The organism is Streptomyces sp. DF42 (genome assembly GCF_058267695.1).
In genome coordinates this window covers 1,037,689-1,052,180 of the sequence record NZ_CM177859.1, presented here as the reverse complement: position 1 = coordinate 1,052,180, position 14,492 = coordinate 1,037,689, and the positions used below count along the sequence as shown (strand labels likewise).

At 69.7% G+C, this 14,492-nt stretch carries 12 protein-coding genes; 10 read left to right on the top strand and 2 right to left on the bottom strand.

Annotated features, from left to right (window positions below):
* Positions 1-146 precede the first annotated feature (146 nt).
* Together ACYUED_RS04850 and ACYUED_RS04845 are read right to left on the bottom strand one after the other, a co-directional pair.
* Positions 147-1,700 (bottom strand): RICIN domain-containing protein, encoded by a 1,554-nt coding sequence (locus ACYUED_RS04850; RefSeq protein WP_491294137.1) that lies wholly within the window; start codon positions 1,698-1,700, stop codon positions 147-149.
* 123 nt (positions 1,701-1,823) lie between these two features.
* On the bottom strand, positions 1,824-4,055 hold the full coding sequence (locus ACYUED_RS04845) for an alpha-L-fucosidase (RefSeq protein WP_491291084.1): 2,232 nt from the start codon (positions 4,053-4,055) through the stop codon (positions 1,824-1,826).
* A 424-nt stretch (positions 4,056-4,479) separates the two neighbouring features.
* Here ACYUED_RS04845 and ACYUED_RS04840 point away from each other — a divergent pair, with 424 nt between their 5' ends.
* The 10 genes from ACYUED_RS04840 (at position 4,480) to ACYUED_RS04795 (ending at position 14,452) form a co-directional block, all read left to right on the top strand.
* Entirely contained in the window at positions 4,480-5,544 is a 1,065-nt protein-coding gene (locus ACYUED_RS04840) for a sugar ABC transporter substrate-binding protein (RefSeq protein WP_491291083.1), read from the top strand.
* Between the two features lie 45 nt (positions 5,545-5,589).
* Positions 5,590-7,152: a sugar ABC transporter ATP-binding protein gene (locus tag ACYUED_RS04835; protein ID WP_491291082.1), complete on the top strand. Its 1,563-nt coding sequence runs from the start codon at positions 5,590-5,592 to the stop codon at positions 7,150-7,152.
* Positions 7,145-8,188, top strand: coding sequence for an ABC transporter permease (locus ACYUED_RS04830; protein ID WP_491291081.1), 1,044 nt, complete (start codon positions 7,145-7,147; stop codon positions 8,186-8,188). Before ACYUED_RS04835 ends, ACYUED_RS04830 begins: the two co-directional genes overlap by 8 nt.
* A gap of 97 nt (positions 8,189-8,285) precedes the next feature.
* Complete coding sequence (locus ACYUED_RS04825) at positions 8,286-9,608, top strand: L-fuconate dehydratase (RefSeq protein ID WP_491291080.1); 1,323 nt, start codon at positions 8,286-8,288, stop codon at positions 9,606-9,608.
* Entirely contained in the window at positions 9,601-10,503 is a 903-nt protein-coding gene (locus ACYUED_RS04820; protein ID WP_491291079.1) for an amidohydrolase family protein, read from the top strand. Before ACYUED_RS04825 ends, ACYUED_RS04820 begins: the two co-directional genes overlap by 8 nt.
* The gene (locus ACYUED_RS04815) at positions 10,494-10,931 is read left to right on the top strand and encodes an RbsD/FucU domain-containing protein (RefSeq protein WP_266527155.1); all 438 of its coding nucleotides are present in this window, start codon (positions 10,494-10,496) and stop codon (positions 10,929-10,931) included. The genes ACYUED_RS04820 and ACYUED_RS04815 overlap by 10 nt, the downstream gene beginning before the upstream one ends.
* Positions 10,928-12,031, top strand: coding sequence for a zinc-dependent alcohol dehydrogenase (locus ACYUED_RS04810; protein ID WP_491291078.1), 1,104 nt, complete (start codon positions 10,928-10,930; stop codon positions 12,029-12,031). Before ACYUED_RS04815 ends, ACYUED_RS04810 begins: the two co-directional genes overlap by 4 nt.
* Positions 12,028-12,789, top strand: a complete 762-nt coding sequence (locus ACYUED_RS04805) for an SDR family oxidoreductase (RefSeq protein ID WP_491291077.1) — start codon at positions 12,028-12,030, stop codon at positions 12,787-12,789. Before ACYUED_RS04810 ends, ACYUED_RS04805 begins: the two co-directional genes overlap by 4 nt.
* Complete coding sequence (locus ACYUED_RS04800; protein WP_491291076.1) at positions 12,786-13,418, top strand: bifunctional 4-hydroxy-2-oxoglutarate aldolase/2-dehydro-3-deoxy-phosphogluconate aldolase; 633 nt, start codon at positions 12,786-12,788, stop codon at positions 13,416-13,418. The genes ACYUED_RS04805 and ACYUED_RS04800 overlap by 4 nt, the downstream gene beginning before the upstream one ends.
* Positions 13,415-14,452 carry a PfkB family carbohydrate kinase gene (locus tag ACYUED_RS04795; RefSeq protein WP_491291075.1) on the top strand — a complete coding sequence of 346 codons (1,038 nt, stop codon included), beginning with the start codon at positions 13,415-13,417 and terminating at the stop codon, positions 14,450-14,452. The genes ACYUED_RS04800 and ACYUED_RS04795 overlap by 4 nt, the downstream gene beginning before the upstream one ends.
* Positions 14,453-14,492: the final 40 nt, after the last annotated feature.

Below are 14,492 nucleotides of genomic sequence, written 5' to 3'. Positions count from 1 at the left end.
TGCCCGGCACCGTACTCGCACGGGACCCGGCACCGCACCCGGACGGGAAAAGAAGCAGCGGCCCGACCCCGAAGGGCCGGGCCGCACCGCTCAGGAGCGGGATGTCCCGTGGCCGGATCTGTGGTGCTTGGGGGCGGTCGGCGCCGTCACCAGCCTGTCGGCAGACCGGTGAGGAACGGGGTGAGCCGGTCGGCGATGATCCGGTCGTCGTGGGCCGAGTAGTGCCAGTCGCAGCCGAGGAAGTCCAGGCCCGAGTCGTCGAGGGCCCAGTAGCGGACCCGGCTGTCGCCGGCGTCGTTGCGCGCCTTGACGACCTGCTGGACGTGGCCGGCGTACTGGCCGGCGCCCACCGCCACGATGGTCGTGTCGGCCCCGTAGCGCGTGCGCAGCTTCTGGATGAAGTCGCCGTAGGCGTTGCGGTAGCCGGCCGCGAGGCTGTCCGGTGTCCACGGCTCACCGGGGTTGATGGCGGTCGAGAAGTCGTTGGTGCCGAGGTTGATCACCACGACCTGGGGGCGCCAGGTGCCCGGGTTCTGCCAGACGTCGCCGGACACGTTCAGCAGGGCACGGTCGTAGAAGGTCCGGTACGTGACGTCCGGCGAGCCTCCGTTGTAGTTGCGCACCATGCCGAGGCCCGAGTAGCCGTTGATCTGGTAGTCGGCGTTCAGTCGCCGGGCGGTGAGGGCGCCGTAGCTCACGTCGGAGTTGGTGGTCCGCCTGACCTGGTCCCCGGGGCAGGTGCGGGAGGTGGAGAGGTTGCCGTAGCCCACCGTGAGGGAGTCGCCGATGAACTCGATCTGGCGGCTGCGGGCGGCCGGTTTGCTCAGTACGGCACCGCCGGGGGCGGCGACGAAGCCTCCGAAGGTGCTGGTGTCACCCGGGGTGTCGTTGCGCTTGACGAGCCGGACCGTGTGGGTGCTGTTCGACAGGCCGTTGATCCAGTGGGTGGTGTTGCCGGGCGTGACGAGCGTGGCGACGGTGGCTCCGTCGATCTGGACGTCGTAGTCGGCGGCCGAGTCGTTGAGCACGATGCCCACGCCGGTGCCGCTGACCCGGCCCTCGAAGTACACGCCGGGCCAGCTGTACTGCACGGTGCTTCCGGCGTCCTTGACCCGCCCTGCGGTGTGCACCTGTGCGAGCACACCTGCCGAGCGGACCAGTTGCCATTGCTGGTTGGCTCCGCCCCAGTCGGTGAACTGCACGACCTTGGCGCCGTCCGCGGTGGAGGCGTTGTCGACGTCGAGGGCCTTGCCGCTGTTGCGGTTGACCAGCCGGACGTAGCCGTCCGAGGAGTCGGCCAGCCGGAACTGCTGGTTGGTGCCGCCCGTGTCGCCCCACTGCACGACGTCCGCGCGGTCGGCGGTGGAGTAGTTGAGCACGTCCAGCACCTTGCCGGAGTGCTGCGCCCTGAGCCGGTAGTAGCCGCCGCCGGAGTCGACGAACTGGAATTGCTGGTTGGTGCCGCCGGTGCGGGGCCACTGCGTGACACTCGCCCCGTCGGCGGTGCTCGCGCCCGCCACGTCGAGCGCCTTGCCGCTGCCCCGGTTGACCAGCACGTACGAGGCGTTCGTATCCACGGTGGCCGCCTGCGCCGTCCCGGCGGTACCCAAGGCGGTCAGGAGCGCAGCCAAGAGGGCGGTCACCGCGGTGAGCACCCCCACACGCCTCCCACGTCCTCGCCGCGACCCCCTTAATGTCATATACATGCCATCTCGTTGCATTCGTGACCCTTTCGCTGAGTGTGGCCGCCCCTGCCCCGGGACAGGCATCCCGAGGCTGGGCTGAGTCGCGTCTGTGGTCGAACCGTTGGCCGGACCCGCCGGCTACAGCGCGGTGAAGGTCCACAGCAGGTTGCTGCTGCTGTCGTAGGTCCACTGCTTGGCGATGGAACCCGAGCCGACGTTGCCGCCGCCGTCGAGGGCCAGGCCGGTGGTGCGGTTGGTGATCGAGTAGCGTCCGGCACCCCGGTGGGTGATCGCCCACTGCTGGTTGTTGCCGCCGTCCCAGGCCGCCTCCCGGGCGGCGGAACCGTTGGAGGTGGCGCCCCCGCCGTCGGCGACCATGCTGTTGGTGCGGTTGACCAGCCGGTAGTAGCCGTTGCCGACGTCCACCGCCTGCCACTGGAGGTTGTTGCTGCCGTTCCAGGTCCACTGCTTCAGGTTGGAGCCGGAGGCGACGTTGCCGCCGCTGTCCAGGGCGAGTCCGTTGGTGACGTTGGCGATCCGGAAGTACGTCGCCGGGTTGAACTGGACCCTCAGCGAGGCGATCGCGTCGTTGTTGCCGGTGACTCTGAGGTCGGGGTTGTCGGCCGTGAAGGTCCACGAGGTGCCGGTGAAGTTGTCGCCGGAGTAGCCGATCACCCGGTAGCCGGAGGACACCCGGAGCGAGGACAGGCTGAGCGCGCCCAGGCCGGCCTGCTGCAACTGGCTGGAGGTGTGGTCGCCGACGTCGAACGTGGCGGCGGCTCCGGAGTAGTTGACGTCCGCGAAGCCGACGGCTCCGGCAGCCGGCCGCAGGCTGGGGATCCCGCCGGAGAAGGTGAGCTTCAGGACGTAGGCGTTGGCGCTGTACGGCGCCGACGACGGCAGGGAAACCGTCAGTCCGGAGCCGCTCTGGACGGGCGTCGGCAGGTTGATGTAGTTGCCCGCGGTGGAGTCGAGCAGTTTCGCCGAGGTCAGCGACGAGAGGTCGATCTGGCCCGAGGCGAGGGTCTTGATCGTCACCGAGCTGCCGGGCCAGCCGAGGACGGTGGCGTACAGGACGTTGCCCGCCTTGTCGCGGGTGAAGCGGATGTCCTGCGGCGTGCCGGCCGTCGGATTGGTGAAGGAGCCGCCGCCCATCTTCGTCGGACCTTCGCCGTACACGGTCCAGGCGCGGGTCGCGTAGATCGACTCGCCGAAGCGCTTCAGGTAGTCGCCGATGCCGAGCAGGATGTCCTTCTGCGCCTGGGGGATGGTGCCGTCGGCCATGGGCGCGATGTTCAGCAGTACGTTGCCGTTCTTGCTGACCCTGTCGATGAACGAGTGCAGCATCTGCTGGGTGCTGTAGTAGCCGATGCCCTGGGTGTAGCACCAGCTGGAGCTGGAGATGCTGTCGTCGGTCAGCCAGTACGGGGCGGTGAGGTCGCCCGGACCACCGCGCTCGTAGTCGAAGACCTCGCCCTTGCCGTTCATGCCGTCCTTGTAGGTGGCGACGACTTCACGGCCCCAGCTGTCCGCCTGGTTGTAGTAGTACGCCAGGAAGTTCAGCCGCTGCTTCTCGTCGACGGCGTCCAGCTTGAAGTCCTGCCACAGGATGTCGGGCTGGGCGCGGTCGATGACCTCCTTGAGCTTGTCGAACCAGCGCTGGTTCTCCGCCGTCGAGCCCAGCTGCCCGTAGAGGCTCTTGAGGCTGGGGTCCGTCTGCGCGGGGACGTGCTCGTAGAAGCCGTTGAAGTGGTACGCGTGGTGCATGGCCACCAGCAGCTTCAGGCCCTTGGCGCGGATGGCCGTGGAGAAGAGCTGCAGCAGGTCGAGACCGGGGCCCTTGTCCACCGAGTTCCACTCGTTGACCTGGCTGTCCCACATGGAGAAACCGTCGTGGTGCTCGGCGACCGGGCCGGCGAACCTGGCCCCGGCGTCGACGAACAGCTGCACCCACTCGTCGGGGTCGAACTTCCCGCCGGCCGACTTCAGCTTCGGGGCGAACTTCACGGTGTTGCCCGCCAGGTCCTGCGCTCCGTTGATGAAGTTGTGGTACGGCCATGCCGACGGCTGGCCGTAGGTCGCGATGTGGTGCTGGTTGGCGTTGCTGCCCGCGTCGTACATGTTGCGCGGGTACCACTCGTTGTCGTAGGCGGGGACGCTGAAGACGCCCCAGTGGAAGTAGATCCCGAACTTCGCGTCCTGGAACCACTCCGGAGCAGGCCGGTGCTGGTCGACCGAGTCCCAGTCGGGCGTGTACGTGCTGGATGCCGCCTCGGCGGTGCCGGCGCCGAACGTACCTCCGGCAATGGCCGCCGTGACCACGGAGGTTGCGGAGGCAAGGAACAGCCGTCTGTTGATGGAGCTCGACATGGACACATCCCTGATGCGGAAGGGGACAGGGGGGAAGGCAGGGCCACAGATGAAGGTCTGCCATGGCGCCATGGGATGTCAACCAGCGTGCAGGGATGAAACTGGCCGCGGTGGCGGGTGATTTGCCGCTTTCGCTCTGGCCTAGGGCGTATTGCGATCAGGTAAACATGGCATGTCCTGCAACGCCTCGTGATCGGTGCGAACCATCGAGCGGCAAGGATTAATGGGATGGATGTTCCTCCTGGGGGTGTCACTCCTCCTCGCGGCAGCTTGCGAACTGGTCTCTTTCGCCGTGATTTCATGCAGAGGAGTGGACAGGTCGCCGGAAGCGCTCTATAAACATCCCATCTCTGCTGCGCGGCGATGTTCAGATGTCGTCGAAGCGAAACATCTCCCGCTACGGGACCGGCGCGAGGAAGCACCGATGAGACTCAGAACCGCCCTTTGTTCCGCCGTCTCCACCCTGTCCGCACTGGCGCTGCTCAGTGCGTGCAGCAGCGGCTCCACCACGTCGGCGTCGGCCGACGGCAAGCCGCTGGTCGGCGTCGACTACCCGCGCTCCGACACCGACTTCTGGAACTCCTACATCAAGTACACGCCGGAGTACAGCAAGAAGCTCGGCCTCTCGCTCAAGACCACCAACTCGCAGAACGACGTCGCCAAACTCACCGCCAACGCGCAGACGTTCATCAGCCAGGGCGTCAAGGGCCTCGCGATGGCCCCGCAGGACACCGCCGCCATCGCGCCGACCCTGGCGCAGCTGGAGGCGAAGAAGATCCCGGTCGTCACCGTGGACACGCGCCCCGACAGCGGCAAGGTGTTCATGGTCGTGCGCGCAGACAACCGCGCCTACGGCGAGAAGGCGTGCCAGTACCTCGGCACCAAGCTCGGCGGCAAGGGCAAGGTCGTGATGCTGGAGGGCGGTCTCGACTCCATCAACGGCCGTGACCGCACGGAGGCGTTCAACGCCTGCATGAAGAAGAGCTACCCCGGCATCAAGGTGTTCGGCGAGGCCACCAACTGGGACGGTGCCGTCGCCGCGCAGAAGCTGCAGACGGACCTGACCGCCAACCCGGACATCAAGGGCATCTACATGGAGTCCAGCTTCGGGCTGTCCGGCACTCTCCAGGTCCTCAAGCAGAAGGGCCTGTTGGTCGACCCGAAGGACAAGAAGCACGTCTTCGTCGTCTCCAACGACGGCATCCCCGAAGAGCTGAAGTCCATCGCCGCCGGGAAGATCGACGCCACGGTCTCCCAGCCGGCCGACCTCTATGCCAAGTACGCCCTGTACTACCTGAAGGCCGCGATCGACGGAAAGACGTTCAAGCCCGGCAAGACCGACCACGACAGCACCATCATCCAGGTCCGTGCCGGTCTGCTGGAGGACCAGCTCTCCGCACCCTTGGTCACCGCCGACGGCGGCACCTACGGCGGCATCACCAGCGTCAAGAGCGACGACAAGTCGCTGTGGGGCAACAACCTCGGCTGATCCCCGATCAGGAATGCAACGGCTCACGAGAACAAGGCGGTTGAGATGAGCGACGGGGAGCCAGCAGTCACCCCCGCGCCCGCCCCGGCGAACGGCGGACGGATCCCGGCGGACCCGCCCGTCGTCGAGGCGACGGGCATAGTCAAACGATTCGGTCCGACCGTGGCCCTGAGCGGCGCCCGGATCACCATCAGGCCCGGCGAGACCCACGCTCTCGTCGGCCGCAACGGAGCCGGCAAGTCGACCCTGGTGTCGGTCCTCACCGGCCTTCAGGCCCCCGACGAGGGAACGGTCACCTTCGGCGGCGAGCCGGCCCCCCGGCCCGCCGACCGGGACGCCTGGCGGCAACGCGTGGCCTGCGTCTACCAGAAGTCCACGATCATCCCTACGCTGACCGTCGCCGAGAACCTCTTCCTGCACCGGCACGACCGCGGACGCAGCCGGCTCATCAGCTGGCAGGCCACCCGCCGCCGCGCCCAGGAGCTGCTGGCGACCTGGTCGGTGGACGTCGACCCGCACACCTCTGCGGGCGAACTGAGCGTCGAGCAGAAGCAGTTCGTGGAGATCGCCCGCGCGCTGTCCTTCGGGGCGCGGTTCATCATCCTCGACGAGCCGACCGCCCAACTCGACGGAGCGGCGATCAACCGGCTCTTCGACCGCATCCGCGACCTGCAACGCCAGGGCGTGACGTTCCTGTTCATCAGTCACCATCTCCAGGAGGTCTACGAGATCTGCGACATGGTGACGGTCTTCCGCGACGCCCGGCACATCATCACGGCGCCGGTCGCGGAACTCGCCCGCGCCGATCTGGTCGCGGCGATGACCGGAGAGGCGGCGGCCGACCGGCAAGCGGAACGGGCGAGCTCCCTCACCCCTGGCGCCACGGCCGCACTGAACGTCCGTGCTCTGCGAGGCGACGCATACGACGACGTCAGCCTCCAGGTCGGCGCCGGTGAGATCGTCGGCCTCGCGGGCGCCGCCGGCAGCGGGCGCACCGAGGTCGCCGAGACCGTCGTAGGGCTGCGGTCGGCCGCTGCGGGCGAGGTGGAGATCGCCGGGAACCGGCCCCGGCCGGGCAGCGTGCCCGCGGCGCTCGCGGCCGGCGCCGGATTCGTCCCCCAGGACCGGCACCACCAGGGCTTCGTTCCCGACATGTCCATCGCGGACAACGCCACACTGTCTGTGCCCAAGCGCCTCGGCTCGAACGGCTTCCTGAGCCGCAGCCGCCGGGACCGGCTCGCCGAGGGCATGATCGAGAACCTGGCGATCAAGACCCCCGGTCCCGACCTGCCGGTCTCCGCCCTGTCCGGAGGCAACCAGCAGAAGGTCGTCATGGCCCGCGCCCTGGCGAACGACCCGCGTCTGCTGGTGCTGATCAACCCGACCGCGGGCGTCGACGTGCGGTCCAAGGAGTTCCTCCTCGGCAAGGTCGAGGAGACCGCGCAGACCGGCACCGGAGTGCTCATCGCCTCCGACGAACTCGACGACCTGCGCATGTGCGACCGGGTCCTGGTGATGTTCCAGGGCCGTGTGACCTCAGAGATCGCCCGCGGCTGGCACGACCACGACCTCGTGGCCGCGATGGAAGGAGTGGCCCTCAATGCCTGAAACCGTCCTTGCGGACACCGCCGCCCCCACGGAAGAAGAACCGGAGGCGAAGCGGATCACGCTGCTCGGCGGCCGGATACCCCTGGCGCGCCTGCGCGACCTCGCGCTCGTCCCGGCGATCGTGGTCATCGCGATCGTCGGCCAGATCGTCAACCCGGTCTTCCTGCAGGCCGACAACCTCATCAACGTCCTGCAGACCATGTCCGAGATGGCTCTGCTGGTCCTCGCCCAGGCGATGATCCTGATCGTCAAGAAGATGGACCTGTCCCTCGAGTCCACCATGGGCCTCGCGCCCGGTGTGGCGGCCTGGCTGGTGGTGCCGGCCGGCGCGGGACACGGTCTCGGGCTGCTGCCCGGCGCCTGGGCGATTCCCGTCACGCTCGCCGTGGGCGCCCTCGTCGGCGTCATCAACTCGCTGCTGATCATCCGCTTCGGCCTCAACGGCTTCATCGTCACCCTCGGCATGCTGATCGTGCTGCGCGGCGTCCTCACGGGCATCTCCGGCGGCCAGACCTTCTTCCAGCTGCCGGCGTCGATGCTCTACCTGGGCACCGCCGAATGGTTCGGGATGCCCGCCTCCATCTGGATCTGCCTGATGCTGTTCGCCGTCGCCATCGTGGTGCTCGGCTGGACCAGCTTCGGCCGCTCGCTGTACGCGATCGGCGGCAACGTCGACGCCGCGAAGGCGGCCGGTATCCGTACCGACCGGGTGCTGTGGATCGTCATCGTCACCGGCAGCCTGCTCGCCGCCCTCGCCGGACTGATGCTCTCCGGACGCCTGGCCTCCGTCGCCTCGGCCCAGGGCAACGGCTATATCTTCACCGTCTTCGCCGCCGCCGTCATCGGAGGCATCAGCCTCAACGGCGGCAAGGGCACCATGTTCGGAGCCTTCAGCGGCATCCTCCTGCTCTTCATGATCCAGAACGTGCTCACCCTCGCGGGCGTCCCCGCGCAGTGGATCGGCGCACTCAACGGCCTGATCATCCTGGTCGCGCTGACCATCTCTCGCATCACGGGCGGCAAGGTCCAGGAGTGAACCGGGCGGCCGTCCAGGCCGCCCGACACCCTCTTCCGCCGCCCCGTATCTCGTCGCAAGGGCTCGTATGGTCCCTGCCCTCACAGGAGTTGCCGCCATGTCTTCTTCACCGGCCTCTGCCCGCATCACCGCCCTCGACGTGCTGGACGTGCGCTTCCCGACGTCCGAGCACCTGGACGGGTCGGACGCGATGAACCCCGAGCCCGACTACTCCGCCGCCTACGTCGTCCTGCGCACCGACGCCGGCGACGGCCTGGAGGGCCACGCCCTGGCCTTCACCACCGGCCGCGGCAACGATGTCCAGGCCGCCGCCATCGCGGCTCTCGCCCCGCATGTGGTGGGCCTGTCGGTCGAAGAGGTCTGCGGCGACCTCGGTGCGTTCTCGCGCACCCTCGTGCACGATCCCCAACTGCGCTGGCTCGGCCCGGAGAAGGGCGCCATCCACATGGCCACCGGCGCGGTCGTCAACGCCGCCTGGGACCTGGCCGCCAAGCGGGCCGGCAAGCCGGTGTGGCAGTTCCTCGGCGAGATGTCGCCCGAGGAGCTGGTCGCCCAGGTCGACTTCCGCTGGCTGTCCGACGCGATCACCCCCGAAGAGGCGCTGGAGATCCTGCGCCGCGCCGAACCGGGCCGCCAGGAGCGCGTCGCCCGTCTGCTGGAGCGCGGCTACCCCGCCTACACCACCACCCCCGGCTGGCTCGGCTACTCCGACGAGAAGCTGGCCCGCCTGTCCCGCGAGGCCGTCGCCGACGGCTTCACCCAGATCAAGCTGAAGGTCGGCGCGGACCTGGAGGACGACGTACGCCGTATGCGCACGGCCCGCGAAACGGTCGGCGACTCCATCCGCATCGCCGTGGACGCCAACCAGAGATGGGACATCCAGCCGGCGATCGACTGGATGCACGCCCTGGCGCCCTACGAGCCGTACTGGATCGAGGAACCCACCTCGCCCGACGACATCCTCGGCCACGCCGCCATCCGCAAGGCCGTCAGCCCCATCAAGGTCGCCACCGGCGAGCACATCGCCAACCGGGTCGTCTTCAAGCAACTCCTCCAGGCCGGCGCGGTGGACATCGTGCAGATCGACTCCGCACGGGTCGGCGGCGTCAACGAGAACATCGCCATCCTGCTGCTGGCCGCCAAGTTCGGCGTCCCCGTCTGCCCGCACGCCGGCGGCGTCGGCCTGTGCGAGATGGTCCAGCACCTGTCGATGTTCGACTACGTCGCCGTCTCCGGCACGCTCGAGGACCGCGTCATCGAGTACGTCGACCATCTGCACGAGCACTTCGTCGACCCGGTGCGCATCGCCGACGGCCACTACCTGGCGCCGGCACTTCCGGGACTGAGCGCGCAGATGCACGTCGCGTCCCTCAAGGAGTACACCTACCCCGACGGCCCCGTCTGGACCGCCCGTGCCTGATGCTCCGGCCCTCGTCGACGCCCACCACCACGTGTGGGACCTGGACCAGCGGCCGCAGCCCTGGCTGGACGAACCCGGACACGAGCCGATCCGCCGCAGCTTCAGCTCGCACGCCCTGCGATCGGCCGCGACCCGGCCGATCGCCGGACGGCGGCTGACGAGCACGGTGGTCGTCCAGTGCGTCACGTCCGTGCCCGAGACCCGCGACCTGCTCGCCCTGTCCGACAGCGACCCGCTGATCGGCGCCGTCGTCGGCTGGGTGGACCTGACGTCCCCGGCGGTCGGCGACGTACTCGACGACCTGCGGGCGGGACACGGCGGCCGGCACCTGCGGGCCGTACGCCACATCGTGCAGGGCGAGTCGGACCCGCACTGGCTCGGGCGACCGGACGTAGAGCGCGGGTTGCGAGCTGTCGCGGAGCGCGGGCTGGGATACGACGTGCTGGTCCGCAGCCACCAGCTCCCGCAGGCGATCCGCCTCGCGGAACGGCTCCCGGAGCTGCCGATCGTCCTGGACCACGCGGGCAAGCCGCCTCTCGCACGGGGAGAACTGACCGACTGGGCACAGCAGTTGCGGACACTGGCCGGCCATCCCCAGGCTCGCTGCAAGGTGTCGGGCCTGGTCACGGAGGCCGATCACGAGAAGTGGACGACCGAGGACATCCGCCCGGCCTGGGACGTCCTGCTCTCCGCCTTCGGCCCCGACCGGTTGATGTTCGGCTCCGACTGGCCGGTCTGCGTCCTCGCCGGCGGGTGGAACCGCTGGGCCGCCACCGTCGAGGAACTCCTGGACGGCTGCTCCGACCCGGAGATCCACGCGGTGCTCGCCGGCAACGCCACCGCCTTCTACCACCTGACGCCTGCCCCGACGAAGGAGGGGACCTCGTGCTCCTGACAGAACTGCTGCACCCCGGGATCCTCGAATCCCTGGCCGGAGCGGGCCACGGCGCCCGCGTCCTGCTCGCCGACGGCCACTACCCCGCGAGTACCGCCACCGGCGAACGCGCCAGGACCGTCCACCTCAACCTGGCCCCCGGCCTGCTCGACGTCACCACAGTGCTCGACGTCCTGCTGCGCGCCCTGCCTGTCGAGGCCGCCCACGTGATGGTGCCGCCCGAGGGCGAACCGGAGCCGCCGGCCATCGCCGAGTACCGCTCGAAGCTGGCACCCGTCCCGGTCGACACGCTCGGCCGCTTCGAGTTCTACGACGCAGCCCGATCACCCGACCTGGCACTGGCGATCGTCACCGCCGACACCCGTACCTACGCCAATCTGCTGCTGACGATCGGCGTCCGCGCCGAAGGGACCCTGACGACTCGATGACTCTCGCCGTCCGTTACGTTTCCGCCCGCACCCTGGACACGGCCCCCGTCGAGTCCTCCGCTCCCGGTGCGGGTGAGGTGGAGTTGGCGCCCGCCTATGTGGGTATCTGCGGCACCGATCTGCATATCTTCCACGGCGACATGGATGCCCGGGTGTCCGCTCCGGCCGTCCTGGGGCATGAGATGTCCGGTCGCGTCACCCGTGTCGGTCCGGGTGTGGAGGGGTGGGTGCCCGGTGATGCGGTCACGGTGATGCCGTTGCGCTGGGACGGCAGTTGCCCCGCGTGCCTGGCCGGGCATCAGCACGTCTGTCAGAACCTGGACTTCATCGGGATCGATTCGCCGGGTGCGATGCAGCAGCGTTGGATTGTGCCTGCCTCGGTGCTGGTCAGGTTGCCGGAGTCGCTTGCCCTGGACCGGGCCGCGCTGGTGGAGCCGACGGCGGTCGCGGTGCATGACGTGGGCCGGGCCGAGGTGGCCGGTGGTGAGAGGGTCGTGGTGGTCGGTGGCGGGCCGGTCGGCATCCTGATCGCGTTGGTGGCGCGGGGGGCGGGGGCCGAGGTGCGGGTGGTGGAGCTGAGCGCGCACCGTCGTGTGCTGGCCGAGGAGTTGGGGCTGGTGGCGTGGAATCCGGCTGATGATGATGTGCCGGCGCTGGTGGGTGAGTGGACCGCCGGTGCGGGCGCGGACGTCGCCTTCGAGGTGTCGGGTGCGGCGGGCGGCGTGGAGACCGCGGTCGACGTGCTGGGTGTGCGTGGCCGGCTGTGCCTGGTGGCGATCCATCCGCGTCCTCGTGAGGTGAATCTGCACCGCTTCTTCTGGCGTGAACTCACGTTGGTCGGGGCCCGGTTGTATGACCGCTCCGACTTCGAGAGGGCGGTGGCCCTGGTGGCGGACGGCACGATTGCGGTCGAGCGGCTGATCAGCAAGGTTGTGCCGCTGACGCAGGCGCCGGCCGCGTTCGAGGCGCTGGAGGGCGGTGGTGACGTGATGAAGATCCTCGTGGACTGCACCACCGACACCGACACCGACACCGACACCGACAGCCACGACGACACCGACACCGACAGCCACGACGACGCTCAGGGAGCCGCCGTATGACCGCCTTCGACCTCACCGGGAGGCTTGCTGTGGTCACGGGGGCGCGGCGGGGGATCGGCCGGGCGATGGCCCGTGCGCTGGCCCAGGCTGGTGCGGATGTCATCGGGGTCAGCGCGTCGCTGGAGGAGTCCGGCAGTGCGGTGGAGAAGGACGTTCTTGCCGCGGGCCGCGCGTTCGAGGCGATCCGGACCGACTTCGCCGATCCGGAGGCGGTGCGTGCGTTGGGCGCGGATCTGGCCGGGCGGGAGCGGCCGGTGGACATCCTGGTCAACAACGCGGGCACGATCCGCCGTGCTCCGGCCGCCGAACACACGGACGCGGAATGGGAGTTGGTGCTCCAGGTCAACCTCAACGCGCAGTTCGCGTTGACCCGGGCGGTGGGCGGGGCGATGGTGGCCCGCGGTCAGGGGAAGGTCATTTTCACGGCGTCGCTGCTCAGTTTCCAGGGCGGTATCACCGTGCCCGGCTATACCGCCTCCAAGCATGGCATCGCCGGTCTGGCCAAGGCGCTGGCCAACGAGTGGGCCTCGCACGGGGTGAACGTGAACGCCATCGCCCCGGGCTATATCGCCACCGACAACACCCAGGCTCTCCAGGACGACCCGGTCCGTAGCAAGGCGATCCTGGAGCGGATCCCGGCGGGACGGTGGGGCGACGCGGACGACCTGGCGGGTGCCACGGTGTTCCTCGCCTCGGACGCGGCCGCGTATGTGCACGGTGTGGTCCTGCCCGTCGACGGCGGATGGCTGGGCCGATGACGGACACCGGCCTGGTCTCGGTGCCGGCCGGGGCTCGTGTCCTGCCGGTGCTGACCGTGCCCGAACCTGCCACGGCCGCGCCGCTGGCCGACGCGCTCTGTGCGGGCGGCGCCCGGTGCGCCGAGGTCACCTTCCGCACCCCGGGCGCCGAACGGGTCCTCAAGACGATGGCCGCGCACGGTGGGCTGGCCGTGGGTGCGGGCACGGTGCTGACCGCCGAGCAGGCGGAGCGGGCCGTTGCGGCCGGGGCGCGTTTCGTCGTCTCGCCCGGCTACGACGAGGAGGTCGTGGCCACGTGCCGTCAGCTGGGGGTGGCGGTGGTGCCCGGTATCGCCACCGCCACCGAGCTGATGCGCGCCCTGAAGGCGGGCCTCACCACCGTCAAGCTCTTTCCCGCCGAGGCGCTGGGCGGTCTGCGTGCGCTGCGTGCGCTCGCGGCACCGTTCCCCTCGGTGCGCTTCGTGCCGACCGGCGGGATCGACATTGACGGCCTGGCCGGCTACCTGGCCGACCCGGCGGTGCTCGCCGTCGGCGGCAGCTGGATGGCCGCCGCCGCGCTCCTGGAGCGGGGCGACTACGACGAGATCCGCCGGCTGACGGCCCAGGCTGTGGAGGGGAGCACGCCGTGACCGATGTGGTGGCCTTGGGCGAGGTGATGCTGCGTTTCGACCCGGGGGAGGGGCGTATCCGCACCGCCCGCACCTTCCAGGTGTGGGAGGGCGGCGGCGAGTACAACGTGGTCCGCGGGCTGCGCCGCTGCTTCGGGCTGCGCACCGCCGTCGTGACCGCGCTGGCCGACAACGCGGTGGGCCGGCTGGTGGAGGACCTGATCCTGCAGGGCGGCGTCGACACCTCGCTGATCCGCTGGGTGCCCGAGGACGGCATCGGCCGCACCGCCCGCAACGGCCTCAACTTCGTCGAGCGCGGCTACGGCATCCGCGGCGCACTGGGTGTCAGCGACCGCGCGCACACCGCCGTCTCCCAGCTGCGCAAGGGGGACGTCGACTGGGACCACGTGTTCTCGGCCGGGGTGCGCTGGTTCCACACGGGCGGTATCTTCGCCGGTCTGTCCGACACCACCGTCGATGTCGCCGACGAGGCCATGGCAGCCGCCCGCCGCCACGATGTCACGGTCTCCTACGACCCCAACTACCGTCCCAGCCTGTGGGCCGGCCGGGGCGGCCCCGACGCTGCCCGCGAGGCCGACCTGCGCCTGGCCCGGCATGCCGACGTCGTCGTGGGCGCCCTGAGCCTGGCCGGAACGTACCCGGGACAGGCGCGCGTCGGGGCCGACGAGGTGGCGGACGCGCTCGCCGAGGTGGCCGGCCTGCTGCCCGGGGCGAAGGTGCTGGCGACGACCCTGCGCGAGGTGCCCTCGGCCGGGGTCAACGACTGGTCCTCGGCCGCCTGGTCCGCCGAAACGGGCTACGTCACCGGCCCCCGGATGCCCGCCCTGCACGTCCTGGACCGTATCGGCTCCGGCGACGGCTTCGCCGCCGGCCTCATCCACGGCCTGCTCGGCGGCACCGGCCTGGAACGGGCCCTGGCCTACGGCACCGCCCACGGTGCGCTCACCATGACCACCCCCGGCGATGTCTCCATGGCCACGCTCGCCGAGGTCGAGGCGCTCGTCGCGGGCGGCTCGGCCCACGTCACACGCTGACCGGCGCTCCAGGCCGGCGCCCCTCACCCGTATCCCAGGA